This is a genomic window from Streptomyces sp. NPDC045899 (genome assembly GCF_056431485.1).
On sequence record NZ_JBWKKP010000006.1, the window covers coordinates 348,296 to 373,560 of the forward strand.

Sequence of the window (25,265 nt, forward strand, 5' to 3'; positions counted from 1 at the left end):
GTCTGCGCCGGTCTCGGGCGCGTGTTTCACGGCGTTGGTGACCAGCTCGGAGACGATCAGCAGTGCGTCGTACAGGATGTCCTCGTCCACGGACCACCCGGTCAGAACGGTGCGGGCCATGTGTGCTGTGCTGCGGCGACCGAGCTGGCCTTGTGCTCGATCTGGCAGACGTGGCTGTCTGCAGTGTCGGGAACTGATGTCAGCGGAGCACGGCCGGCCATCTGGATCACGTCCTCACGGATGGGGATGTCCGTTTCTTACGTCTCGAGCACATCGCGCCCGCCGCGCGGCGACATGAGGGTTCGCCCCTCACTCCCACCCCGCCCTCTTCGCCCCTCTTTGCAGGTGTCGGGTGTCTGGTGTTTCGGATACGGCTCGGGCCTCAGGGCTGGTGCCTGGCCAGTCCGGGCCGACCCCGGCCCATTCACGGTTCGGTCGGCTCACCAGGTGGCGGCGGATCAATCTCGGGCCGAAGCCGTGAGTTCCCGCGGTGGCGAACGTCATCGGCTGCGGAGACAGCCTCACGCCGACCGGACGGCCCGGGCAGTGGAGGGCCAGGGCCCGGGGTGGCAGCATCGCGTCTGCCGTACTGCACCGGGTCCGGGTCGGTGTTCCGCTCGGCGCAGGCTGTATCAGGGCTCCTGCGCCGAGCGGAGGCACTCGGGGTTCAGGAGGATGCCGGGGTGTGAGTCTTGCCGCGGGCTCGTACGGCGAGGAGAGCGAGTCCGCATGCCGCCCAGATCAGCAGCACGGTCAGGGGCTTGCCTGCGCCCGCCCCGTCGAAGAAGGTGACCGACCGCAACAGGGTCGCGCCCGCGCCAGGGGGAAGCAGCTGGCCCAGGTCCCCCCAAGGGGTCGGCAGCATTTCCGGGGCCGCCGCGGCGCCGGAGAACGGGTTGCCTATGAGCAGCATGGTGAGAGCCCCCAGTGCCATCCCGGCGTGACCCAGTGCATGGCCCAGGCCCGCCACGGTCGCGGAGATCGCCAGGATCATCAGGGCCACCACGGATGCTTCCCCGAGGTAGGCACCGTTGAGGGCGCCGATCCAGCCGTGGGCCAGAGCGGTGGTGGCAAGGCCGGCCACGGCGGCGAAGGCCAGCGCGGCGACGGCGCGGCTGCGGCGCTGCCGCAGTTTCAGGGTGAACAGAATGCCGCCGAGCAGACTGGTCAGGACCACCGGCAGGACGCTCGAGGCAAACGCGGCACCGTGCGGGTCCTTGGTCGGGGCGGGCCGCACGTCCTCGACCGGAACGCTGCTGCCGCTCTTCTCGCCGAGATCGGCGGCGACATCACGAAACGCCGAGCTGATGGCGGCGCTGGCCGCCGAGGCCACGAGCACCTTCATCTGCCCCTTCCCGCCGACGACCACGGCGGCGTACGCCTCACGGTCGAGCAGGGCCGCACGGGCCCTCGCCTCGTCCTTGCGGTGGGCGATGTCGAATCCGCCCGGCTTGGACTGTTCGATGTGCTTCTGCAGTGCCGCGGCGGCCGGACCGTCACCGGCCACGACGACGGGTACCTCGTTGGGGCCCATACGAGCCGCGGGCCAGGCGAACGCGATGAGCACCAGCAACTGCACCACGGCCAGAACGACAGCCAGAACGATGGGCAGCGGCGCCTTCCCGGCGCGAGGAGCGTCGCCGCCCCCAGCCGTAGAGACGCCCGTGGTGGCCTCGCCCTCGGTGGCCAGCCCACCTGGCATTGCCGGATTCATGGATCCTCCAGGAAACGATCTGGGCGGCCACGGGGCCAGCCCGTGAAGGATGCTCGGGCCTCCAGCCCGGGACCATCCTGCGTCGGCACAAGCGCATCTCCACGCGGCAGCGTGTAGTGCTGTGCGTCATGACGAGAAAAGGCTAAGAGCGCGTTTTCAGCCATCCTGAGTAATCGCTACCCCAATGCGTCAGGGCGCCGGAATCCCGAAACGGCACATGCTCTGGAGAGGGGGCACATGCGGCGGCGGGCCGAGCCGAGTGCACAGCGGCCCACCCCCGGCGCCTACTGGTGTGCTCATCGCCAGTGAGGCCGCCGACGCCGAACCCGCGCAGGCTGTGCCGTTGTCCGAACACGGCCGCAGGAGGGCTCTTGCTTCCCACCCGCGCGTTTCCCCGCCCGGGCCGGCAGCCCCCGTCTCGCCGACCCCCAAACCTTGGGGTGCTTCCCCAAGGCGGGTGATCGTCACGCGCCGGTAGACCTGAAGCAGAGCAGCCGGGCGGGTCCGCCTCTGCCCTGCACCGCAACGCTGAAGCCCACCAGTATGCCCGCGGAGAAGTCGCCCTGGCCCACACGTGGGGTGCACCCCACGTGCTCAGCCGCGCCCTGCGGGCCGCTGCCTGCATGACGCCAGGACCCGAGGGAGTCCGCCTGCTCGAAGAAGCGGTGGCCGCAGCCCAGGAGCCAGTCGGCAGACTGGAGCACGCCTGAGCGCTGACCGAGCTCGGCAGCATCCTGCGCGACACCGATCGCGTCGGCGCCCGCCCCCGACTCGCCACTGGTCTCGAACTCGCCTACCAGTGGGGCCCTCACGCCCAGCGCAACACGCGTCGCCGCCCTGGCCGCCGAAGGGCTGAGTGACCGCCAGATTGCGCAGCATCTGTTCGTCACTGCCAAAACCGTGGAAGTACATCTCCCGGCGGCCTACCGAAAACTCGGCATATCCCGCCGCACCCAGCTCTCTCAGTCCTTTCCCGAGAGCACCCCCGCATGAGGAAATCCGTCTGTCCCACCCAACGGACAGCTCACCCGGGGGCCAGCCGCCGCCCTGCACAGTCGGCTCGAACAAAGGCCGCCGGAAACCATGATGGACAACCGCAAGCTGCAGCTTTCCGTCTCGCGTCGGCAGGACGCCCCCGGGCCTTGCGGGTGCTCCTGTGACGGGCCTTCGAGGTGGTGGTGCGCCATCCCAGGCCCAGTGTCTCCATGCGGCAGCAACCGCCCCATGGTCGTCGCGGTCCACGACACTGGCGGGGCTTGGACCCCGTCAGCTGTCGGTGTCCCCGGGGAGGCGCAACGAGGGACGACGTTGTCGATGCGTTCACCCGGGGACGGGTCGTCGAGCGGGCTGGTCCTGGACATCACCTCGGGTCTGCGCGGGTGCCGCGGCCCTGCCGTCGCGCTACTTGCCTTCCCACGCGGCCACCAGCTGCGGCAGGTTGTCGCCACCCACGATGAGGGCCAGGTGATCGCGGTAGTCACGGCTGTTGACAGTCAGGCCGTCGCGGACCCGCGGTACCTGGATGTTGGCGGCCTCGAAGGTCCAGCACGATGGTGTGCAGGGCTCGGTTGGCCTGGCGGTCGCCTCCCCGATTGAACCGGTGCCTGTTCGTACGGCCCGATGACGCCGGGATCGGCGCGGCGGCACACAGGTGCGCGAAGGACGCTTCCGACCGCAGGCGGTCGGGGTTGTCTCCCGCCGTGGTCAGCAGCTGGCCCGAGGTTTCCGGGCCGACGCCCGGTAGGGCGACCATCCGTGGTGCGGCCTGCGTGACCAACGGGCAAAGGTCTGATGCTGGAGCTTCTCGCGGACTGCCGCGGGGGCTGTCACGATGAGGTTGCGGATCTGGTTGATGGTCTGGGTGCGGGCCCTGACGGCTGAGCTGCGGGCCACTCGCAGGGTGCGGATGGCCTCCACGACCCCGTTGCGGGGGTGTGCCGGATGCCCCGGCCGGACAGGACAGCGGTGGCGGCGTAGGCGTCGACAGGTCGGATTTGCCGTTATCCCGGCGGGCCTTGCGGTCAGGGCGGTCGACCTCAACAACGGTGACGCTGTTGGCGGTAGGGAAGCGTGCGACCCCGGCGCCGTGGGCGCCAGTGCCTCCCAGCCCCACGGTGAGCAGTTCGCCGTGCAAGTACAGTCAGTCCAGCAGATGCTGGTAGCCGTCCGGGGTGGTGGGGAATGCCTCAGTGGCCAGGTGCCGGCCGATCGTGTCGATCACCGCGGCTTGGTGGCATCGGTGTGAGTGTCGATGCCGCCGATGACCGCTGTCTCGTCTGCTGCCCTGCTCGTGGTAGGTGTCCTTCTATCTGAAGGGTGTGAGAAGGCACGTGCCGGTCGGGCAGACGGACAAGACGGTGATGGGACAGAAGCCGGTTACTCCTGGGGTCAGACCGCCGAGCGGAGCCACAGCAAGCATCACTGTCAGTCCTGAGCCGGCATCACCCGGGTCACCTTGCCCTTCAGGTTGGCTTCCAGATAGCCGGTGACGTGGTCGTCGGCAAGATAGACGGCCAGCCCCAGCGGGGTGCCGAACGTGTCGTCGGCGGGGCGGACCAGGACGTAACGCGTGGTCGGGCGCTTGACGTTCAGGTCCTTCTCCGCCCGCTTCAGCAGGTCAGGAAGGACGTCCCAGTCGAAGTCGTCCAGGCTGAACGGGCGGTCGCCGCCGACGATCGCGCTGCTGATGATGCCCTTCTGGACGCCCTGGCCCGGGCGGTATGTGTAGCTGTCGTACTTGGTGTCACTGCCCTTGACCATGATCTTCGCGGACACGTAGTCCGGATAGACGGTGAGGTCGCACGCCCGGTCCGTGCCGGTCGTGGCCTTGATCTCCTTCACCGCTGTCCGGATGCCGTCCGGGGTCAGCAGATCGGTCTTCGCGTCGGCCTTGGGCGTCGACACCGAACGGGATGCTGTGGGCGATGCGGGAGTTGGGTCATTCGTCTTGGCCGGGGATGAGGCGCGTGGATTGGCCGCCGCTCCGCGGTCCTTGTCGCCTCCGTCCGGCAGCAGGGTCCACACCAGGACTCCTGCCAGCACGGTCGCCACGGCGGACGAGGCGATCACGACCCGGTTCTTCGCATGGCCGCCCGGTCGCGGGGGCGTCGGCCGCGTGGAGCCCACCGAGTAGGGAGTCGGCGACTCGACTGAAGCGGGCACGGCGTCCTGCGGAGCCGACGGTCCGAAGTCGATCGGCGGCCTGAAGCCCGACGGTGGTCCGAATCCGGCCAGTGCAACCGGTGTGGAGGGTGTGGTCGTCGGCCCCGTTGGAGGCGTCAGCCGGTACGAGGTGGTTCCGCTGGCGCCGCGCGCTCCTGGAGTGCTCGGAGCAGCCGTGTCCCGGCCCTCAGCCGCTTCTGCGAGCATGCGGTCAGCAGTCTCCGTGTCCGCCCGGCCCAGTGGATCCTTGACGAGCACGGCGTTAAGGAAGCCGGTCAGCGGTCCGGACCGGAGGGGCGGCGGAACCTCCTCGCTCAGGACGGCCGCCAGCGTTGCGAGAGTGGTTCCCCGGCGCAGCGGGTGGTGCCCCTCGACAGCGACGTACAGCATCATCGCCAGCGACCACAGGTCGGAGCCCGGGCCGCCCTCGTGGCCGGAGATACGCTCGGGTGCCATGTAGTCGGGCGTGCCGATGACGGCCCCGGTCGCGGTCAGGACGGTCGACTCCCTGATGGCTGCGATGCCGAAGTCGGTGAGGACGGGACGTCCGTCGGGCCTCATCAGGACGTTGGCGGGCTTCACGTCGCGGTGCTGGATGCCGACGTCGTGTGCGGCGCGCAACGCGGCCAGCACCTCGCGGCCGAGCCGGGCGGCCTCGAGGGGCGCCAACGGCCCCTTCCCGAGTCGTTCGTGGAGCGATCCGCCGGGCACCAACTCCATGACGAGCCACGGGTAGGCGTGCTCCCCGCCGTCCACCACGTGGTGGATGGTCACCACGTTGGGGTGGTCGACTCGGGCGAGCGCCCGTGCCTCGCGCAGTACCCGGGCCCGGAGCATGGCCGCGCCCTGCGGGTCGTATTCGGCAAGATCCGGATCGGGCGGCCGTACTTCCTTGAGTGCCACGGCCCGGTGCAGGACCAGATCGCGTGCCCGCCACACCATGCCCATGCCGCCGCCACCGAGCCGCCCCTCCAGCTCGAAGCGCCCATCTATGACCCGTCTGCCGGATTGACCGTCGCTCATGGCTGGGAGACTACGAGATGCCGGTGACACTGCCCCACGCAGGTGGCTCCAACGCCTCCGACCGGGGCATTCTACACCGGCGTGCGTGGGCCGGCGTGGAGGAGCTCGATGAAGGCGCCGGTCGTTCAACCAGAGGCTGTCCTGGCGCAATGCGCGCTACGCCTCGCGATCGGCGGGGTACTGCAGTCCGTCGAGCGCCCCGTGAAGCGGTCCGGACGAAGGAAGACCGTCCGGGGCCCGGTCCCGCCGAGCAGCGATGCGGCCGGGGCGGCTGAGGGGACTTCGATCTGGTACCGGAGCGCGGGCCGTCGGCGCCTTCCAGCCGGGCACCGGCCAACTGGGGGCTGGTCGAGGAGCAGGTCTACAGCATGCTGCTGGTGATCTACGACCCACGGCGGTCCGGGGGTGCAACAGCCACATGCCCGTCAAAACCGCCCGTAGGCCCAGCATCTGCTCACCGCCGTACGGGCCTACTCCGGTCACAGCCTCGCCACCTACGCCAAGACGGTAGCGGAGCGGGCCGCCGTGCCCGGACATGGTCACATGGCTTTCCGGCGCGAGAAGGTCGCCCGGTGGGAAGGGGGCGTCGAGCCGGGCGTGCCAATAGCCGACTGGCTGCTGTTGTTCCCACCCTCGCAGCATCCCGTTCCAACATCGCCGGAGCCGGGTCCAGCGCCCGCACGTTGTTCGCACACACCAACCGGACCGCGCCCGGCAGATCTACCCTGCTCATCCCACGCTCCAGATGATTGCATCAGATGCAACATCGTGGGGTTGGATGCCCCGCCTCAGGTCAGAAAGCCGCAACCTCACCGGATCGAGCGACAACCGCGTCCACGAGCTCGCCCAAGGGGTCAGGGGTACGAGCGGAATGATGCGTTCGGCCCAACTCCGCCTACTTCGAGTCCCATGCCTCGGCCAGAGGGACCATATGGTCGATGTCCAGGGCGCGGGCCGCCGTCTGGTCCGCGTCGGCGTAGTAGCTGCGCCACGCGCCGGAGATGCTGCACCTCGGTCCCACCGTCGGCGGGACAGTCGCCTCGGCAATCAGCACCTCCGCGCGGGTGTTGCAGCCGTCTCGGTCCGCGTCTACCCAGTGCCGGAATTTGCCGCGCTCGTAGCCCGTGCGCTCCTCGGCCGCCACTGGGGGGTCGGCGATGGCCTGTGTGAGTGTCGTCGTCACGGTGTCGCCGGGCTCCGCCGCAGCGGGCACAGTCGGCAAGACGAAGGCCGCAGCAGCCGCACCGACGATGAATGCTTTGAAGTTCATGCGGCCAGTAGTAGCGGCGCCCATCTGAAGATCACTTGACGAGACCGACCTATGATCCGGCCGTGAACATTCCGGACAGACTCATAGAACTCCGGTCGTGGTTCCGTCCCGCTAAGGAGCGGGACGGAACCACCGGCAGAGTCCGGGCCTACCGCATCAGCCGATCAGCCTGCAGTTGATCAAAGCCCTCCCACCGAGCTTGCGGTCGCACGCCCAGATTCGGATGTCCTTCTTGTTGGCGAACCTCCACGAATCGAACTCGTTCACCTTACTTGCATACCGATCCTGGTTGTGCCAGGCGCCGTCCTTCCACGAGGAGTACGACAGCGCGAGAACCGCTTCCAGGTTGTTTCCACGGATGAGGTCCTTAGCGCCAGCGTTGGAGAACGAACCACCGTAGATCGGCTCACCGGTCGGCGTCCTTCCGGTTACGTGATACTCGTAGGTGCCGCTGATCTCCGCGTTGTTGGTCGTGCTCTTCCCGTAGAAGGGGTACGGGGGCGCAGCTTGTGCGGGGGTGGCGCCCACCAGGGTGGTCGTCGCCAGAGCTATGCCGGTGAGTAACAGACGTGCACGCATGTGTGTTCTCCTTCGTTGCTTCGTGGGTGACTGAACTGTTGAGCGGCTGGCTGCGGCCTCTGGCCGACCTCGCAGCATGACGCCGGGAATGGCTGCGCCTCTGTGACCGAGGGCCAGAACCGACCGGGCCCCACTTGGGATCCCGTCCGGGTCGTCGTGTTGCAATTACAGCTTCGGTCGATGGTGTGGTCGCGTCGACTCATTTCGGTCTCGTCCGAAGTGAGGCCATCGGGAAGAATCACCGGAGTGGCTCTGCGTATACACTTCACCGCCGAAGATCTGGCCCGTACCCGTCTGGCCTTGGGTCCTCGTCCGTTGCTTGAGCTGGATATCGGGATCCGGCTGTTGCAGGAGAGGTCGCATCCTGTGCAGTTTGACCCCTGGCGAGATCGCGCGGCCAGGCAGCTCCACCCACGTTTCCGCCCTCTGCTCGAGTTGACTCCGCCGACTGGTGCAGGTTTGGACTTCCTCAGCCTGGTCAGCGAAGGAAGCCCGGCCGATCTTGTGGAGCAGTTGCGTTCCACTCCGGCAAAGCGTGTACGCAAGGATCTGCAGGAATGGGCCGGGCAAGGCGTCGCGCGGCTGTCGCCGGACACATACCGGGCCAGCCAGGAACCTCAGTTCGTCCAACAGTTGGCTGCTTTGGTTGAGGAGGCTCATGAGCGCTTGATCGCACCGTATTGGCCACAGATCGACCGGCTTGCTCACGCGGACCGGGCTCTTCGTCTGAGGCATTTGAGCGAACATGGAGTAGGGCGCCTCCTGCGTGAACTCAACCCGCGCAGGATCATCTGGCAGCCCCCCGTGCTGCACGTCACCATGGCCTCCGGGCGCAGCGGCGATGTTTACCTCGACGGCCGCGGGTTGCTGCTCATCCCAACGCTGTTCGGCTCGCACTACCCAGCCCTTGAAGACAGTGCGGAACCTCAGCCGTGGATCACTTTCCCTATCCGCTCAGACCATCGGCTCTCCGTAGAGTCGGCCACCGTCACCGCAGCGGCGCTGGCGGAACCGTCCCAATCTCTGACCGCGTTGCTTGGCCGCACCCGGGCCACTGTGATGCGCGTGATCGCTGACTATCCCGGCAGTACCACTACACAGGTCGCCGAAATCGCCCGTATCTCCTTGTCCAGTGCCAGTGAACACGCCACCATCCTGCGCAACGCTGGCCTCACGGCTCTGCTCCGCGACGGCAAGAATGCCCGCCACGCCGCCACGCCAGCGGGACTCGCCTTACTCTCCGCTTCTGCCAGGTAGCATCCCGATCCGTACAGGTCAGAGGGGTAGAGCGGATGATTCGGCGGCGCGGTGGTATTCGGCGTTGCTGCGCTGGGCTTCTTCGAGCTGGTCTTCGAGGATGACGGTGCGGCAGGCGGCCTCGGTCGGGGTCCTGTGGTCGGCTTCGGGCTGAGACAGCGAAAGCCTCTCCCCGCGGGGCATGGGCCGGCGCCGTCGTGGTGCCGCAACGGACACCTCGACCGCCGAGGGCCTGGAACTGGCCTGGACCGGACCCGAAGGGCAGCCCCGCAAGGTCGTCCTCGTATGGTCTGAACGTCACGGTGGCCTCCGGGATCCACCGGGCCACAGGCCCGACCCCGCGGCCCTGCCTGGTCGCGATTCCGGTCAAGGGGTGACCTGCCACCGAGGGTCACTCAGTGGCCTTCTTATCAGTCCCTCCGCCGAGGTATTCGGGACACGCCCGTCCGGTGCTGCCCCGTCAAGTCCGGGTCGACGAAACAGCTCACACCATGCCGCAGCAGATCAGCCACGGCGCCATGGTCCCCGGCGCACGCATAGAGCACCGTCATCCGCGCCAGCGAGGCCAACCCGCCACGGATGCGACTGATCTCGCTCATCGATAGTGAGATCCAGTTACTGTTGTGCGACAGCGGTCGGCAGATCCGTGTTGTGCGCGATGCAGGCCACCAAATCAGCCCTTGTCCCTGGTATGCCACGAACCAGGATTGAAGATCAAGACGCACAACTGGAGTAATAACTTCATAAATCAGTTTGCGTAATTCCTGCGTGTCTCGTTCCGGGCTCTCAGTAGTCACAAGTTTCACTTGTGCGCGTCAGAGAGTCATCACGACTGCGGAAGAGTGATCACGAAGTCGCCCGACGACTCCTTGTGGGAGACACCGCCGCATCCTTAGGCATTCTCGGCATGTCAGCGGTACCATCACAGGATGCCGAAATCCCGAAGGCTGGCATCCATTCGGCCACGTCGGCGCCCACGGGCAAGTGGAAGGTGCGCACCACTTTCTTCGCGAAGGGCGGCTCAGATACGCCCCAACCGTTGCCCTTCGCCACGAGCGGCCAAGGCCTTTCACTTCCTGCATGTCATGTTGTTCGCAGGCTCTGCCGCGCCAGGTGGACGCGTGGACGTGACGGCCAAGTCCCGTAGCGCGGTGACGGGCTTACGCAGTCCGTAGGCGACCACCGTCGCCGTTCCGTCGGCATGGGTCCAAGTCAGCAGCGCGCGTCCCTCGGCCACGTTGCCCTTCAGTGTCGTCGGTTCGCCGATGAGCGGCAGACGGCCGACGACCTTGACAGCGAGATCGGCAACCTCGGTCCAGAAGTAGTCGTCCTGCCATGGTCCGTCGGGAGGGAGGCCGAGGGCGGAGGCCGCCGCGGTCCTGCCCTGGGCGACGGCGTTGGACCAGAAGGGCGCGCGCCGGTCGGGCCGTGTGCCGTCGCTGCGGAGGTAGGTGACGTCGCCGGCGGCGAACACGCCGGGCACGGTGGTGGCGCAGGCATCGTCGATTCCGACGCCGAGGCGGCTGGCGAGGCCCGTCCCGGCCAGCCAGTCCACACAGGGCACCTCTCCGGCGCAGCTCACCACCAGGTCTGCGGTGAGCTCGGTGCCGTCAGGAAGCGCCACGCCGTTCACGGGGTCGCCGATCAGGGCGGCGAAGCCGGTCGCCTGTACGAAGTGGATGCCGTATGGCCCCGGCGGGGTCGCTGGTCAGGTCGCCGACCACAGTCAGCTCGTTCTCGCCCAGGCCAGGCGGCGTCGGCCAGCCGTTCGGACGGTGGCGCGTTCGAGGGCTGATCGAACAGTGTCGGCGGTCAGCACGGGATCGAGGGCGGTGACGAGTCTGGTGAGTTCGGCGAGTGGATCGCCGTTTGTGTCCGGGCACTTCGCGCAACGGGGGTCGCCGTGGCGGTCCCGGCTGACGACGCGCCGCTGCTGATGGCAGCCCGCGCAGACGGCGGGCTTGTCGAAGCGGGGCGAGCATCCCCACCGGCCGCCGGTGCGGCTGCCCACGTAGGGGCGTCCGCGGCCGCACTCACCGCAGCGGGGAAGCGCGATGTCCTGGGCGCCTGCTTCGCGAAGAGCCATCAGCAACCGCGCGACGCAGAACGGTGCCGGAGGCCGTCCGGTCCGCAGCAGCGACGGATCGTCATGCAGGGCCTGAGCGAGGCGTCGACGACCGGCTCGTTCACGCATCACCGTGCAGACGATCTCGCGAACGCGGTCGGCGGCCAGGTGCCGCTCGACGTTCCCGACCAGCCGCACGGCCATGCCGACCGGGTCGGCCAGAACCTCCTCCGCGTACCCGTTCAACGGTCCACCGGTGCGATCCGGGCCCGCTTGGGCCGCAGGTCACCGACTCCCTCGGCGGCGGATGCCCCGCCTGCCGCCGCCTTCTTCGGCTTCTTCACGGCGCCGGCCGTTGCGATCGGCTCGATGAGGTCGTCCATCGTGCAGTCCAGGATGTCCGGCGACCCGGTGGGGGTATCGGCGGACCGGTAGTGGGTGACGGAGCGGTGAGGAGATCGGGGAGAATCTCATCCGGTTTCTCCTTCCGTACCGCGGTGATCGTGATGGTCGGGCTGTGTGGCGGCGAACTCATACAAGTTCTCTTGCCAGCGCCGATGCAGGTTGTCCATGTCCGGCAGAACGGAGTCGGTGACGAAGATCGCTGAGGAGCGTCCCTGGTACGTATAGAGGAGCGCCGCAGCGGGAGCGCCGAGCGACACGAGGGGATCGACAGCCTGGACGGGGACGCCGCGCCACTGTAGGGGATGGCGCAGCACGACGTTCGAGCAGAAGAATGCTCCGCGTTCGGGCCTCAGGAATTCATGGATTCGCCGGTACGCCAGTCGCGGCGGGACTTTTTGGGCAAGGCGCCGGAAAGCCTCGCGGTGGGGTGCGGACTTCAGTAGGGCCGTGGCCTTGACGGTCGCTGCCAGGTATCGCGGTGCAGGTGCTTCTCCACCCGGAAGGATCATGCGCCCGCCCAGGACGTGGTTGCCGGGGGATGCGACATCAGCAGGTGAGCGGATGTTGATGGGCGCAGTCAAGGGCAAGTCGGAGTGAGAGGCGTGCGGGGCGTGGACCGCCGTCCACGCCGCGAAGGTCCTGGCCACGGACGCGACGTAGGCGTCATTGCAGGTGCCCCCATATGCGCGGCCCGCGGTACGCAACGTGTCCGTGGGAACCGCGGCCCAGTTCAGTGTCCGCTTGTCGGAGTAGTGGTACTTCGGATGGGGCCACAAGTCGCTCTTGGCCGTGGTACGGGCCAGGAACACTGCTGCTGCCGTCTGCTGCCACAGAGAAGGGACCGGCGGAGCGACCAGAGCACGCACCACAGCGGAAGACTCATCGGGAGGGATCGGATGGGCGCCGAATAGGGTATCGAGGGTGTGCGCCACGCCGGCGCCGTCCTGAACTCCGTGATGGACGCGATACACGATGGCATAGCGGTCTGGAGTATGTCCGTGCAGAAGCCTGATCTCCCAGCGCGGACCGCCCCGAGGGAAAGGCGACTCCATGAATTCCCGCACAGCGTCGTGTGGGGTCTGGTCCGGGGACAACTGCTGACTGCGGATGTGATCGGCCAGATGTGGAGATCGCTGAACCCAGCGGGCCCCTAAACCGTCCCCCGCCAAGACGACCGACAGCGCAGGCAGCAACTCCAGACGTTCGGCGATATGAGCCCGGAGATCTTCTGCACGCGGAGGTGCTCCGGAAAGCTGCAGAATGGCACCTACTGTCAGTGCCGACTGCTCGTGACAGACCACGTCCATCGCGGATGGCTGGTGTCCCAGTACGGCCATGTGATGCCTCTCTTCACCCAAACTCAACGGGATCGGGCCAAGATTGTGGAGGCAGGTGCCCGGCCCAGACCGATGGGCCGCATGCGACCGCCCTCCCCGTCAGCCGCACGTCGAAGATCTGTGCCCTGCCGTCGGGTCGATCAATCCTCCGCCGTCTCGCCATGGCCGAAGCCGGCCGTTGAGCGGGACTCATAGGACACGCCTTAAGACCCTGCCCCTGTCTTCCGTCATTCGTATGCATGCGGCGTCGATTACGCGGGGGCTCGCCTATGCCGTCGCGACTGTTGTCACCAGACCGTCGTTTCGGTGTCCAGGACGCCGGCCACCACTGTGGTGAACGCCTCTTGCCGGTCGAAGGCGTCGCGGTGGTACCAGATGACGGTTGCTTCCCCCGCCGGAGGGATCCACAGGACGGGATCGGGGTACTCCTCAGTCAGAACCACTCCATGGCCCGGGAAGTCACTCGCGAACCCCTCGACCAGTTCCTCGAGGTAGGCCAGGGTCTCATCCTCGTTGTCGATCTCGTCCGCGATCGACTCAATGCACACATGCTTCAGGACGGATGTCATCTGCAGAGTTATCGTCAAGACCTGTGGATGGGGTGATCGTCGTCAGTCTAGTTCGGATGGGTTGATGGCGACGATTTCGACCTCGAAGGCCGTCGGTGTTCTCCAGGTAGGCGGCGTAGGTCTTTTGGCCGTCGGCGTGCGGGTGGCGGTCGGGGAACGTCAGGTTCCAGCCGTGCCGTGGGCCTCGGATACCAGTGTGTCCACGGTGGGAGAGTCCTCGACGTGGAACGCCAGATGGTTTAGCCCGGGCCGGCACCGGTCGTGCTTGTCGGCGGTGAGGGCAGTGGACTGTTCGAAGACCAGGTAGGTCGCTCCGAGCCGCCAGCTGCGGCCGTTGCTCCAGCTCTGGAACAGGGTGTAGCCGAGGTTTTCCAGGAGCCATCCGAAGGAGGCGACGGCCTGATCGAAGTCGGGCACCCAGATCTCGTGGCGCGGTGTGGCCGTTGCCGATGGGCACGTTCGCACCGCGGCGTGCGGACTGTCGCCAGCGTTCGTGGATACGGTCACCGGCCTGGTCCAGGAGCGCGGCGGCGACGACCGGCAGGAGCAGTGCGTCGCTGGCGCAGATCTGTATCAGCAGGTCACCGCCGCGTGCCCGTCGGGCGATCCGCTCGCGGGAGAATCGTGGCAGGTCGGTCGCGCCGGGCAGCGAAGCCCCGGCCGTGCGCACCAGCCGGGGGCCCACGCCGACGGTCACGGTGAGGTCGCCCGGCGGGAGGCCCAGCAGTCGCGGGTCGGTCCCGGCGGCGAGCGTGCGGATGGCCTTGCCGAGGTCGGCCAGTAACGGGCCGGGAGCCATGGTGGTACCGAGGTCGGCCACCACGGCCAGCAGGTTGCGCTGGGCCGGCTGGGGGAGCGTGATGCCTGCCTGATGCCGTCCCGTCGCCGCAACCGGTGTCGGCGTGGCCGCCGCGGCAGGGGCGTGCCGGCCTGGCCGGGCGGAGTCCGATGTGCACCCGGCGGTCACACCCGCGGCCACCATGATGGCGGTGGCATCGAGGAACGCGCGGCGAGACGGAGGGTGATCGGCTCGATGCATGGGGTGCAGGGTGTCACACTCGAATCGTGCGCGTCGGTCAATCTCACCAATTACGGCGTGGAGTTGGGCGTTCTGCCAGACTCGGATCATGCCTCGATTAGCTCTTCGCGCGTTGGCGGCGGTACTGGGCACGCTGACACTGGTGGTCGGCTGCGGCGGCGGTGGCGATGGCGGATCGGGCAAAGGCCGGCGGCCGACCGGTGCGCGGGTGACGATCCGCGTGCCTGGCGATGCCCCGACGATCTCGGATGCGGTGTCCTTGGCCCGGCCCGGTGACCTGGTGCGGGTCGCTCCCGGTGTGTACCACGAGTCGGTGAAGATCGAGACGGCTCGCATCACTCTTCGCGGCGCGTCCCGGGACAAGGTCGTCATCGACGGGCGGTTGCGGCAGCCGAACGGTGTCGTCGTCGCGGCGCCCGGGGTGGCCGTGGAGAACCTGACCGTGGAGAACAACACGCAGAACGGGGTGCTGGTCACTGGTTCGGCGGCGGCGGCCGCCGGGCTGCCGGGGCAGAGCGGCGGGTACGACACCGGCGATGAGCCCGTCACCTTCCTGAAGTCGTTCCTGGTCTCGCATGTGACCGCGACCCGCAACGGGCTGTACGGCATCTACGCGTTCTCCGCGCAGAACGGTGTCATCGAGCATTCGTACACCTCGGGTGGGGCCGACTCGGGGATCTATGTCGGGCAGTGCAAGCCGTGTCACATCGTGGTGCGGGACAACGTCGCCGAACTCAACGCGGTCGGTTTCGAAAGCACCAACGCCAGCGGCGACATGTACGTGGTCCGCAACCGTCTTGTCGGTAACCGGGTCGGTCTGACCACCAACTCCGACCACCAGGAGAAGCTGCTCCCGCAGCGGGGCGCCGTCTTCGCGGGCAATCTGATCGCCGCCAACCAGCACAGGGCCACCCCGGAGCAGGCCGACGGCGGGTGGGGCACCGGCATCGGCATCGACGGCGGCAGCGACAACCGGTTCATCCGCAACCGCGTCGTCGACAACAGCAACGCCGGGCTGGTGATCACCGCAACCGCCGACATCCCTTCGGTCGGCAACCGGATCGAGGGCAACACGTTCACCGGCAACGGCGTCGACATCGGCTGGACGTTCCCCACCGCCACGCGGGGACGGGGCAACTGCCTGCGCGGCAACGATCTGCGCACCACGGTGCCCGCCCGGCTCGCGACAACCGCGTCCTGCCCGCTGCCGGCCAAGTCGCCCTCGCCGGACGGCAGGTGGACGATGCCGACGGCACCCCGTGGCATCCCGTTCACCGAGGTCGCGGCACCTGGTCCACAGCCTCGGTTCCCCAACGCCACCACTACGGGCGCCACCGCTGTCCCGGCCGTTCCGGCCCCGCCGGACACGACAGACATCCCGCTGCCGCCGGCCTCCCTGCTCGCCGCGGACGCGCGGGTGCGGGCGTCCTGAACTGCGGCTACCGGGCCGGGGTGGTTCCGGGTACCGGCCTGACCGGAACGTACTTGTGGGTGTCGAAATCGATGACCACCGGCTGCGACCCGGAACCCACGCTGACGCGCACCCGGTACATGGTGCCGTCCGAACCGACCCAGTAGCGCACGCTGCCCGCCTTACCGGAGCGGTCACGGGAGGACGGCCCGGTCATGACGTCCACCCGATGCCCGACCACGTGGTCTCGTCCCCACCAGGCGGCGCCGTTCTGCGGCAGCAGTTGGGCGTTCTCCGGCCGGTCGCTGCCGAGACCGAGTGCGATGGCCAGCGAGCTGTCCAGCGAGCTGCCGGAGGACTGGATCGGACGGCCGTACCAGCCAGAGCGGGGCGGCGACACGGGTGGGTGCGCCGGGGCGTTCGTCATCGGGTGGACGAACACCGCGCGGGCCGTCCACTCGATCAGCCCGTCGCTGGATGTGTCGCGTCCGCTGCCACGCACCACGCCGTAACCGAGCTTGCGTTGGTAGTCGACGGACCCGGTGACGGTCAGGCCACCGGCAGTGCCCGGCACGGTGATCGTCACCGCGCGGCCGTGCGCCTCGTAGTTACGGAACCGCGTCATCGCCAGCCGGTTCACCTCATCCGGCGTCAGTGCGCGCGGACCGCCGGGGCCAGAGCCGCCGCCTACGGCCGGGAACGTGGCCACCGCGGCGGCCGCAACGCCGATGACGGCTGCCGCCCAGCGGGGCCGCAGCCATCGGCGCCTGCCAGCCGCACGGCCTGGTAGAGATTGCCGGCTTTTCACGCTCCGCACGCGGCTCGATGCTGCCACTCTTCTGATTCACCCTCTCGATCACCACACTGTGCTCGATCGCCGCGCGGTCGCGGCGGCACTCGGCAGTCCGGTGGCAGACGACGCCAAGACCGGCTCTCGTGGGCCGGCCGAGACGTGATCTGCCTGACCGCGCCATACGGATCGCGGGCAGGCAGGTCACCATTGTTCGGTTGGTTCAGTGCTTCTGGGCGCGATGCCTCCGGCTCATGAACGCGATGACCAGGCCCGTACCCACCAGCAGACCGACGAGGGCGATCACCTGTGGCAGCCCGGACATACCGGTGTTCGCCAGCGAACCCTTCCTCCCACCGGCCGGGGCTTGGTTGGCAGGTGGCGCGGGTGACGGCGGCGTAGAGCCCGGTGGCAGGGCCGGTGGTGAGGTCGGGGTCGGGGTCGGGGTCGGGGTCGCGGTGTCGGTCGGGGTCGGGGTCGGGTTCGCGGTGTCGGTCGGGGTCGGGGTCGGCGTCGGGGTTGCCTTCGGGATGTACACCCCGGCGTCGATCGTGTGATCCACCTCGCCCGGCTGGTCCGGCGCCGTGACAGGCGCGGAGCCGTTGCACAACCGCCCGGTGGTCGGCGGCGTCACATTGGAGTCATGCGCACGGTTGTCGCCGGCTCGCGGGAGCGTGAACCGCAGCTCGCTCGCCGGGGGCTGTTCGGGCACCTTGCTGGTGTCCGCGGTGCACACGTCGAACTGCACCGTGTATTTCGCACCCGGCGTGAGCTCGTACTCGGCGCCGGCACCACCGAAGTAGTACTCACCGGCGGCGTCGGTCCTGGTCGTGGCGACCTGTTTGCCCTCCGCGTCCAGCAGGTTGACCGTCGCCCCCGGGAGCAGCACGTGCCCCGGGTCCTGGATCCCGTTGTGGTCGCCGTCGAACCACACGACGTTGCCGATCTGGATCGGCGCGTTCGCCGCCGCGTACGCGATGTCACCGAGCCCACCGGCCTTGCCGAACCCGCCTTGTTCCCGGCTGACGAACTGGAATCCGTTGGCCTTCGGCTCGTTGCCCGGGCCCTGACCGGTCGTGACGTCGTGGTACCCGGTCCCTGAGGTCGCGACGTCGACGACCGGGTCGAACTCCGTGCTGGCGACCCACTGCTGCTGCGGGATATAGGCCACCGACCCCAGCGCGGTCTCCTGGTGCGCGTTGGCGTAGAAGTCGCCCGGGAAGTATTCGGCGACATCGGCGGGCTGGCCGCCGTTGTTGGCGGGGGTGGCGTGATTGGGGCAGCTCCCGGTGCCTTCCCACTGGTATTCACCGGTGGGAGTGGCGCAGACCATGCTGATGTCACCACCGGACATGCCGTTTTCCGGGGTGTCGTTCCCCGGGCGGGGGTCCAGCCCTCCCCAACTGAGCACGTCCATGAACCGGTCGCGGAAGCCCAGGATCATCGAGCCGTCGCGGGCGAAGGTGAGGGAGGCCAGCTCCGGCTGCGGATCGATGAAGACGCTGCCGCTCTTCCGGTCGTCCCACGTGTCCAGGCTGGTGTTCCACGGGTTCCAGTGGGTGGCCTTGTCGCCGGAACCGAAGACGCTGCCGCGCTTGTCGGTGAGTGCGTGGGTCAGCACCGTGGAGAACCGCTTGCCGTCGTAGGTGTAGACGACGGCTTTCAGGTCCCCGCGCTGTTGTGTGCTCTCCGCGCTGCACACGCCGCCCACGTACAGCGTGTTGTTGTGGACCTGGAGACCGAACGGCCGCCAGTCGCCGGGGCTCGCGCACCCCGGGTCCGGGATCGGCACCGTCGCCTCGGGCTCCGAGGCGGTGGCCCCTGTCGCGTCGAAGCTCACCAGGCTGCGGGTCCGCAGGTTCACCGCGTACAGCGTGGAGCCGTCCTCCGACAGGGTCAGGCCACCGATGCTCTCCTTGCCCGGTGCGTCGGTGAACCCGGGATCCTTGATCACGTTGGCGGTGTCGTGCGGCGTCACCGCGGCGTCCGGCACCTGCGCGAACAGCTCCGGCGCACCCGAGCCGTTGACCGGCACCGTATAGACCGCACCGGCGCCTTTCGGCCCGTACGGGGCGTACCGGCGGGCGAACGCGCTCTGGAACAGCCGGCTCCGGTCCTTGTCGTACGCCAACCCGAACGTCGTGCCCACCTGGTCCTGCGTGGCCAGCGTGTCCGGGCACGACACATCGGTGGGACACGTGCCCCGGGTCTTCGTCCCGAACGCCACCAACGCCCGGTTGTCCGTCCCGTTGGCGCCGTTGTGGACCGGTACGAAATACCGTGAGTCCGGCAGCGCGTAGTCGGCCGGGTCCCATACCCCCGTCACCACCGAGGCGTTCTTCCCGTCCGACACATCCACGAACGACGTGAAGCTGTGGAAGTGGTTCTCCGCCGTTGACGCAGGTGCCCCCCGCAGATAGTCGCTGTACGCTGCCGGGATGCTGACGTCGACGCGGTATTGCCCGCCGCTCAGCGCCGTCGACTGCGACACCACGACTTTCCCGGTGGCATCCGTGACGCCGGTGACGACGTGCCCAGCGGGGTCGGAGATCTCCACCTTCATGCCCCGCTGGGGCACGTCCATCGTCGTGTTGATCACGCCGGTGCCGAAGAAGTCGCGCAGCACCTCGACCGTCAGCGTGCCATCGGCGATCGAAGCGGCGGCCGGTCCAGCCGTCGCTCCCACGGCGCCGCCTGCCAGCAAGAGAACAGATAACCCTATGCGCGCCAGCGCCCCCGCAAGCCTGCGGGCCGACCGGCGTGACCCTCTGCCGACTCGGTTCATGGCATCACACTCCACACTTCTCTTGTCGTGGAAACGAAGCCCCCGCTTCGCGCCGCATGTCCCCTTCGTGGCCCCAGACGCGGACGCCAGTCGTGAATGCCACGGAAAAGAAAAAGGGTCCACTGCTGTTGCGTGGACCGCTTTGCGATGATCGTTCGAGAGTATTGCGGGCACGTTGTAAGCGCCGCGGGCCAGAAAAAGCGAACGTGCGTTCAGGGCCTCGGGCAGGACCGCCCCGGATGGCGTCTTTTCGCAACTCAATCACGGCACCCTCGCCCCCACCGCCAACCTCACCGACCGCCATCGCGAGCAGCGCGCGATATCTTATCCGCTGAAGTCTCGCGGTCACCAGCAGAACGCCTGATATCCATCGGGATTCGCAATGGTCCCCGAGCGCCCGGAGAATGGCGATCGGAAGAATGTGCGACAGCGACGTCATGGCCGGTTCCGGTCCCGCCGGGTGCGTTTACGCCTGCGGGCGTCATATTCATTATGCGAAAGAGCGTTCGGAAGGCGCTCCGAGCCAGGGCGCGGGAAGGACAGTGCGGGCGAAGGGCTTTCCGGGTCTCCGTATAAAGCGGCATGGCGTTCGTACGGTGGCGCGCTCCTGTCGTTTCGTGGGGGTGTAGTTGAGGTGGGGGAGAGGTGTGTGCTGGGGGCATCCGGGGTGGGTTGAGACTGTGTGCGCGCGGTTCCGCGTGGTGGTATGCCCGCTGGTCTGGAGGTGTCTCGTTTTCGTTGAGAGTGTCTCGGTGTTCCTCAGGTAGCACCTCCTCCTAAGGGGACGGTACGTGTTTTCCCTGGTCACAGCCTCGTGTGTGGTGGGGCCGGGCGGGGACAGACCGGGGGCTACCGCTTGGGTGTGTGCTCAGCTGGCGGTGGGCCGGTGGTGGGTTTCGGCGAGGTGATCCAGGCGGATCGCGTCGAGGCTGGTTTTGGTGACCCGTTCGGTGCCGTCGAGAATTGCGGTGATCACGGCTTGTCGGATCAGGCGGGTCAGGCTCCCGATCCGGCCCGCGGTCCTCTGGTGGAGGTAGGCGGCGTGGCGCGAGAGTATGCCCGTCCGGTGCGTACGGAGATCGAGCGCTGCTTCCACTCCCGCGATCAGTTCACGGAACGGTTCGCGTTTCCCGAGGCGCGCCGGGAATGCCCCGCATTCCACGAGGGAAGCCCGTGCGGCGAGTTGTGCCCCGCGTACCCCGGAGAACAGAGCGGTGGCGGTGACGTCGATGCCCGCGTACACGAACGTCACCCGGATGCGTTCGGTGAGGTCTTTGAGCAGTCGGCGGTTTCCGCGCCGGTGGTGGTGCGGGGGGTTGAGCCCCAGTGGATCTCCTCGATGAGTACCAGGCGTACGCCGACACGGTTGTAGGTGTGGCAGACGGCGTCGGTGATCTGGGCCTGCGTCATGCGAGCGGTGACGGGGATTCCGAGGTAGCGGGCGAACTCTGTCGCGAGGGCTTTCGCGGTCGCCCCGGGCGGCACCAGTACATACGCGACCGGCACCGGTGCATGCGTGGCGGCGGCCGGTGGCGGGTGCTGTGTGGTGTGGGCGAGGTGGCAGGTCCGCCCGACGTGGAGGAGGGCGGTGGTCTTCCCGGCAGCGGCCGGCCCGGTGACGATCAGCGAAGGACGAGCAGTGCAGAACTCCCCGTCCGCCCCCAGCGGCCGCGGCCGCGCACCCCCGCTGTCCGCCCACACCAGCTCCGCCATGACTGGATCCAGCAGCGCATCCGCCACTGCCACCACTTCCGGGAAGATCACGGCATCGCGCCCCACCATCCGCCACCGCTTCAGATCAACCCCCGCATTCCCACCGGCGACCCGGTGCAGGCGCTGCGGCCAGATCTCCTCCCGCTCCCACCCGTACGCCCCCTCCCACCACCGGGCCACCACCGCGTAAGCCAGCCCGAACACCTCATCCGCCCCGACCCCTTGCCCGCACCGCACGCCGCGCCACACCCCACCACCGCCGCTGCGCGGCACCTACCTCCGGAACGCCCCGCACATCCAGATACTCGAGCGGCTGGTCAGCATCCGCGTCCAGAGCCCACCGCCCGTGCTGCACACACACCCGCTCCCACCGCGCCGCGTACCGCACCACACGACCCGGGACACCCGCACGCCGCGCCGTGCACAGCATGCACCCGAACGCCACCGGCTCCACCACCGCACTCCCGTCCCGCCCCACCACCCGCCCCCGACCGTCCTTACCGTCGAGCTTGGGATCCCCCCGACCCCACGACGGCAACGCCCGCCCCAACGACTGGTCCCCGACCCCGCACAACACCCCCAGCGACTGCCCGGCCGCCGCGTCCAGCAGCACCTCCCCATCCGCCCGCACGGCCCCGCCCTCATGCCGAGCCCGGTGGTTCACCGCCTGCCAACGCGACAGGAACGCCTGCTCCTCCATCCCGTAGCAGGCAGCGACCCGGCACAGAAAGGAGAACGTCGTCTCCTTGGCGAGCGGAGCCAGCCGCAGCACCCCACCGCCAGAGCTCACCGAGACCTCCTGGCGGCACCCACAGCCCACTCAACCCCGAGCCCTCGTAGTGCGGCGAGCTGTTCCTGGGTGAGCTTGTCCCGCCGTGCGCGGGTGTTGGATACCCATACGCCCAGCTTCACGGCCACCGGTTCCATCTCGCCGTTGACCGCGATCTCTTCGCTATGACCCCTCGGCACCGGCCGGTCCGCACCCTCCCGCTCCACCCACTGGGCGAGGGCTGTCAGGCCGCGCCGGAACGCCTGCTGCGCCTTGGTCGGGCCCTTTGTCCTACGTGTGACTGCCGGGGCGGGAGACAGCGCCTCAATCGGCTTGATGCCCAGCTTGGATAGTCGTTCCCGCTGTTCGGTGGACAGCTGCGCCCAGGTGTGAGGTTCGCGTTGCCGTGTGAGCCATCGTCCGATGTCGTCGCCGTCCACCAGCACGCCGGGCTGGATGTCGGGCAGCACGCCGTCGGGTTCGTCGGCGGTGAGGTCGGCGAGGACCTTGTAGTGGCGTTGCCAGTCGAGCGGCCATGGGCAGTTCCAGTCCGGGTCGATCGCGGTCAGCTGCTCCGCGCGCTCCGCTGCCCGTTCCGGGTCCCTGCCCAGGCCGTTTTTCCGTCCCTTGCGGCGGAGGTTGGCCAGGTGCTGCCCGATGGGCATCATCGCCTCACCCTCGCCCCAGAGGGCGTCCTGGCGGGGTGCGAGGTGTCCGGTGGCCCGGTGGTAGGAGCGCAGCATGGCGAGTTTGTTCTCCCATGCCTCTTCGCCGGGTTCCCACACCATTCCGGCTTCGTCGAGGAGTTCCTTGCGGTGGGAGTCGAGTTCTCCGGAGCGCAGCGCTTTTCGCTGTTGGTGCACCCACCTGCCCAGGGGAAACTCCTCGGTCGCTCCTGCGGTGGTCTCAGTCTCGTAGGGGACGGCGTGCAGGCCGGTGATCTCGTTCTCCGTGCGCCAGCGCCGTAGAGCCTGGTAGCCCTCCAGCCACACCAGGGACTGGGGCCGGATGACGCGGCAGCGGGTCAGCGCCGCGATGTCGGCGGCGTCCCGGGGGGCGGCGAAGTTGACCACGATCGATGTGACACGATCCGCCTCCCGCTGCGCCTCACTATCGGGCTCCGCACCTTCACCGCCGTCTGCCTCTGCACCGCCGCGATCAGGGCGGATATGGAGACGTCGGCGGTCCTCATCGCGGGTCAGGGCCCGGGAGGCGAGCTGCTCGACCATGCGTTCCGAGTGGGAGCGCAGCGCCTGGAGGATGTCGACCAAGGGCTGGTAGCTGGCGGAGGCGACCATGTCCTTGGGGTCCTCGCCGGGTGCGAGGAAGACGGGGATGATGATCCTCGCGGTTTTCACGGTGCCGTCGGGGTTGGGACGCAGGGCGCGGCCGATGTTCTGCACGATGTCGACCTGGGAGCTGCGGGAGCCGACGATGCACACCGCCTCCACCCCGCGCAGCCCGGTGATGTCCACCCCAACACCGAGGGCTCGAACGGAGGCGAGAAACGCCCGGTGCACGCGCCGGTTATTGGCGTTGATGCCATTGGCGAACTGGTGGATGACCTCACGCCGGTGGGCGATGGGGTGGTCGCCGCTCAGCCAGTCGGCCCACACCCGGTCTGCAGGCACATGACGGCCGTCCTCCAGCTCGTACAGCTCGGCATCGATAGAAGAGACAGGCAGCTCCTCCGCATGGGCGAGAGCGGCCGCGGATGCCTCAGCGGTGAACAGCTCGGCCGCGGTCGCCGGCATCTGCTCGGCGAACGCCTCGGCTTCCTCGACCCGCTGGTGGAAGGTCATGACGGTGCGCAGGTTGTACTGCGCGGCATGCTCCAGCAGCGCGGCCTGGAGCAGCGCGAGCCGCCGGCCGCGCAGCGCGTCCTCGGACAGACCCAGGATCGGGTCGGGGTCACGGATCTCCAGCACGTCGATCTCGAACCCCGCCAAGATCGAGCGTTCCACCGCCTCCGCCAGCCCGAGGTCGAAAATCCTGGGACCGTAGGTGCTGGAGTCGGCCTCCATCGACGCGATCACCAGCTCCTGGCCGTCCCGGCCCCGCTGAGGCCGCGGAGAAGCCAGAATCCTCGGAGTGGCGGTCAAGTAGAGCCGGAAGTCGATGGGAATACGGGCGTTGTCGTGGATCGCGCCCCAGGGCCGGCCGATGTCTCCGGCGGTCATGTGCCCCTCGTCCAGAATCCCGAGGTCGAACCCGTCCATCTGCTGCCCATACAGGCCCTCCCCGCCCGCCAGAGCAGCCTCCAGCGGCCCGCGAACCGTCCGCTGACCCAACGGGCACTCAGGATCAAGGCGATCCACCAGCGAGGCGTACGTCGCGAACACGACCACGGGCCCCTTCCCAGCCCACAGGGCGAGCCGGATCGGATTGGTGGTGGCACGCACCCCAAGCTGCTCCATAACCTCATCCTTGTCCACCGAGCAGACAGCGACCATGGGCCCCCGGTGCCCAACCCGGCGCCAGGACTGAGCGCTCTGCACGATCAGCTCCAGCGTGGGCACCATGACGAGAATCCGCCCGCCCGGGAAGCACTCCAACGCAGACGCGGCGGCCGTGATCGTCTTACCGGAACCGGTCGCGGACACCCCTGTGGCGCGCACCCCCTCCGGTGGCACAGATGACCTTGCAGGAAATCCCATCCACTTACGGAAAGCCGCCTTCTGATCGACCTGGTGCTCCTTGAGTGGAATCGCAAACATTTCCTTGCCCTCCCGATGCCTGATTCCGGCGGGTCCCCAGACGGCCGTATGCGGATGCGACTGCCCCGGCCTCCAGGTCGTACGCTTCAGCCGCAGGCACGTCCTGGGCGGCCAGGAGCGCGAACAGCTTCAACCGAGCGTTGGTATGAACGGCCTGGCACTGCGTCAACCGATCTGTGCAGGGTCCGTTCCGGTAGATTTGGGTTGACTGGCCATCTGCCGCCGTTCCTCTCGAATTGAGGCTTCCGGGTGTCTCGTGTTTTCGCCAAAGGTACATGGTGCATCCAACTTGATGCACCCACTACACTGGAACCTGACACGATCGAGCGACCCCCACCCCCATTACTAGCCAGCCTGCGTGATTTGACGTCAGGACCCTTGGGGGCGAAGCCGGAAGGGGTAGATGGGTGGGGGAGCGCAGCGGACCCGCCCGTCACGGGCGCGAAGCACCCGTGACACCATCATGAATGCCTCCTATAGGCATAGTTGACCGCCTACCAGCCCCGGGGCTGGCCGCGCAGCGGCCGCCCCGCTCGGGCCCGCAACGCGGGCCGGTTTCTCTGGCCTCCTGGAGCGAAGCGGAAGGAGGCCGCCCACGCGAAGCGTGGGCAACTGCCCGGCGAAGCCGGGCAGTTCACTTCCTGCGGGCGCAGCCCGCAG

At 68.2% G+C, this 25,265-nt stretch carries 16 protein-coding genes and 5 pseudogenes; 3 read left to right on the forward strand and 18 right to left on the reverse strand.

The features are described from left to right. Window positions 1-667: 667 nt before the first annotated feature. Window positions 668-1,714, reverse strand: a complete 1,047-nt coding sequence (locus AC07FT_RS12410; RefSeq protein WP_479176168.1) for an ABC transporter permease — start codon at window positions 1,712-1,714, stop codon at window positions 668-670. Window positions 1,715-2,491: 777 nt separating this feature from the next. Here AC07FT_RS12410 and AC07FT_RS12415 point away from each other — a divergent pair. Further along, entirely contained in the window at window positions 2,492-2,707 is a 216-nt protein-coding gene (locus AC07FT_RS12415; RefSeq protein WP_479176238.1) for a helix-turn-helix domain-containing protein, read from the forward strand. A 550-nt stretch (window positions 2,708-3,257) separates the two neighbouring features. Here the strand turns inward: AC07FT_RS12415 and AC07FT_RS12420 are convergent. The 4 genes and pseudogenes from AC07FT_RS12420 to AC07FT_RS12435 form a co-directional block, all read right to left on the reverse strand. After that, window positions 3,258-3,976: pseudogene (locus AC07FT_RS12420) on the reverse strand (IS110 family transposase); the annotation flags it as partial. A 162-nt stretch (window positions 3,977-4,138) separates the two neighbouring features. Continuing rightward, entirely contained in the window at window positions 4,139-5,899 is a 1,761-nt protein-coding gene (locus AC07FT_RS12425; RefSeq protein ID WP_479176170.1) for a serine/threonine-protein kinase, read from the reverse strand. An 895-nt stretch (window positions 5,900-6,794) separates the two neighbouring features. Then, window positions 6,795-7,169, reverse strand: a complete 375-nt coding sequence (locus tag AC07FT_RS12430; protein ID WP_479176172.1) for a hypothetical protein — start codon at window positions 7,167-7,169, stop codon at window positions 6,795-6,797. Between the two features lie 156 nt (window positions 7,170-7,325). After that, a complete protein-coding gene (locus AC07FT_RS12435) occupies window positions 7,326-7,748 on the reverse strand; it encodes a hypothetical protein (protein ID WP_479176174.1) in 423 nt (140 codons plus the stop codon). A gap of 246 nt (window positions 7,749-7,994) precedes the next feature. On the opposite strand from AC07FT_RS12435, the gene AC07FT_RS12440 reads away from it, so the two are divergent. Further along, complete coding sequence (locus AC07FT_RS12440; RefSeq protein WP_479176176.1) at window positions 7,995-9,005, forward strand: winged helix-turn-helix domain-containing protein; 1,011 nt, start codon at window positions 7,995-7,997, stop codon at window positions 9,003-9,005. Between the two features lie 18 nt (window positions 9,006-9,023). Here AC07FT_RS12440 and AC07FT_RS12445 read toward each other — a convergent pair. The 8 genes and pseudogenes from AC07FT_RS12445 to AC07FT_RS12480 all read right to left on the reverse strand — a co-directional run. Then, a pseudogene (locus AC07FT_RS12445) lies at window positions 9,024-9,146 on the reverse strand (MerR family transcriptional regulator); the annotation flags it as partial. A gap of 928 nt (window positions 9,147-10,074) precedes the next feature. Beyond that, entirely contained in the window at window positions 10,075-10,686 is a 612-nt protein-coding gene (locus tag AC07FT_RS12450) for an FAD-dependent oxidoreductase (protein WP_479176240.1), read from the reverse strand. A gap of 45 nt (window positions 10,687-10,731) precedes the next feature. Next, the gene (locus AC07FT_RS12455) at window positions 10,732-11,316 is read right to left on the reverse strand and encodes a hypothetical protein (protein WP_479176178.1); all 585 of its coding nucleotides are present in this window, start codon (window positions 11,314-11,316) and stop codon (window positions 10,732-10,734) included. Beyond that, entirely contained in the window at window positions 11,313-11,453 is a 141-nt protein-coding gene (locus AC07FT_RS12460; RefSeq protein WP_471206424.1) for a hypothetical protein, read from the reverse strand. Before AC07FT_RS12460 ends, AC07FT_RS12455 begins: the two co-directional genes overlap by 4 nt. An 87-nt stretch (window positions 11,454-11,540) precedes the next feature. After that, window positions 11,541-12,812: a wax ester/triacylglycerol synthase domain-containing protein gene (locus tag AC07FT_RS12465; RefSeq protein ID WP_479176180.1), complete on the reverse strand. Its 1,272-nt coding sequence runs from the start codon at window positions 12,810-12,812 to the stop codon at window positions 11,541-11,543. A gap of 287 nt (window positions 12,813-13,099) precedes the next feature. Beyond that, a complete protein-coding gene (locus AC07FT_RS12470) occupies window positions 13,100-13,381 on the reverse strand; it encodes a hypothetical protein (protein WP_479176182.1) in 282 nt (93 codons plus the stop codon). Window positions 13,382-13,423: 42 nt separating this feature from the next. Further along, window positions 13,424-13,846: pseudogene (locus AC07FT_RS12475) on the reverse strand (VOC family protein). Beyond that, window positions 13,803-14,420 (reverse strand): annotated as a pseudogene (locus tag AC07FT_RS12480) (Dyp-type peroxidase domain-containing protein); the annotation flags it as partial. The pseudogenes AC07FT_RS12480 and AC07FT_RS12475, both read right to left, overlap by 44 nt. 88 nt (window positions 14,421-14,508) lie before the next feature. On the opposite strand from AC07FT_RS12480, the gene AC07FT_RS12485 reads away from it, so the two are divergent. Next, entirely contained in the window at window positions 14,509-15,852 is a 1,344-nt protein-coding gene (locus AC07FT_RS12485) for a right-handed parallel beta-helix repeat-containing protein (RefSeq protein WP_479176184.1), read from the forward strand. A gap of 7 nt (window positions 15,853-15,859) precedes the next feature. Here the strand turns inward: AC07FT_RS12485 and AC07FT_RS12490 are convergent, their stop codons facing one another. From AC07FT_RS12490 to AC07FT_RS12510, 5 genes and pseudogenes are all read right to left on the reverse strand, one after another. Beyond that, window positions 15,860-16,456 carry a hypothetical protein gene (locus AC07FT_RS12490; RefSeq protein ID WP_479176186.1) on the reverse strand — a complete coding sequence of 199 codons (597 nt, stop codon included), beginning with the start codon at window positions 16,454-16,456 and terminating at the stop codon, window positions 15,860-15,862. A gap of 388 nt (window positions 16,457-16,844) precedes the next feature. Then, the gene (locus tag AC07FT_RS12495; RefSeq protein ID WP_479176188.1) at window positions 16,845-19,406 is read right to left on the reverse strand and encodes an SdrD B-like domain-containing protein; all 2,562 of its coding nucleotides are present in this window, start codon (window positions 19,404-19,406) and stop codon (window positions 16,845-16,847) included. Between the two features lie 868 nt (window positions 19,407-20,274). Then, window positions 20,275-21,047 (reverse strand): annotated as a pseudogene (locus AC07FT_RS12500) (TniB family NTP-binding protein); the annotation flags it as partial. Between the two features lie 277 nt (window positions 21,048-21,324). Further along, window positions 21,325-21,909, reverse strand: coding sequence for a TniQ family protein (locus AC07FT_RS12505; RefSeq protein WP_479176190.1), 585 nt, complete (start codon window positions 21,907-21,909; stop codon window positions 21,325-21,327). Continuing rightward, window positions 21,906-24,605, reverse strand: a complete 2,700-nt coding sequence (locus AC07FT_RS12510; protein ID WP_479176192.1) for a helicase associated domain-containing protein — start codon at window positions 24,603-24,605, stop codon at window positions 21,906-21,908. The genes AC07FT_RS12505 and AC07FT_RS12510 overlap by 4 nt, the downstream gene beginning before the upstream one ends. Between the last annotated feature and the right edge of the window lie 660 nt (window positions 24,606-25,265).

What these genes read in the sequence shown, in the direction of transcription:
- AC07FT_RS12410 (WP_479176168.1), bottom strand. Translation starts at nt 1,714, where the DNA reads ATGAATCCGGCAATGCCAGGTGGGCTGGCCACCGAGGGCGAGGCCACC.
- AC07FT_RS12425 (WP_479176170.1), bottom strand. Translation starts at nt 5,899, where the DNA reads ATGAGCGACGGTCAATCCGGCAGACGGGTCATAGATGGGCGCTTCGAG.
- AC07FT_RS12430 (WP_479176172.1), bottom strand. Translation starts at nt 7,169, where the DNA reads ATGAACTTCAAAGCATTCATCGTCGGTGCGGCTGCTGCGGCCTTCGTC.
- AC07FT_RS12435 (WP_479176174.1), bottom strand. Translation starts at nt 7,748, where the DNA reads ATGCGTGCACGTCTGTTACTCACCGGCATAGCTCTGGCGACGACCACC.
- AC07FT_RS12460 (WP_471206424.1), bottom strand. Translation starts at nt 11,453, where the DNA reads ATGGACGACCTCATCGAGCCGATCGCAACGGCCGGCGCCGTGAAGAAG.
- AC07FT_RS12465 (WP_479176180.1), bottom strand. Translation starts at nt 12,812, where the DNA reads ATGGCCGTACTGGGACACCAGCCATCCGCGATGGACGTGGTCTGTCAC.
- AC07FT_RS12470 (WP_479176182.1), bottom strand. Translation starts at nt 13,381, where the DNA reads ATGACATCCGTCCTGAAGCATGTGTGCATTGAGTCGATCGCGGACGAG.
- AC07FT_RS12485 (WP_479176184.1), top strand. Translation starts at nt 14,509, where the DNA reads ATGCCTCGATTAGCTCTTCGCGCGTTGGCGGCGGTACTGGGCACGCTG.
- AC07FT_RS12490 (WP_479176186.1), bottom strand. Translation starts at nt 16,456, where the DNA reads ATGACGCGGTTCCGTAACTACGAGGCGCACGGCCGCGCGGTGACGATC.
- AC07FT_RS12495 (WP_479176188.1), bottom strand. Translation starts at nt 19,406, where the DNA reads ATGAACCGAGTCGGCAGAGGGTCACGCCGGTCGGCCCGCAGGCTTGCG.
- AC07FT_RS12510 (WP_479176192.1), bottom strand. Translation starts at nt 24,605, where the DNA reads ATGTTTGCGATTCCACTCAAGGAGCACCAGGTCGATCAGAAGGCGGCT.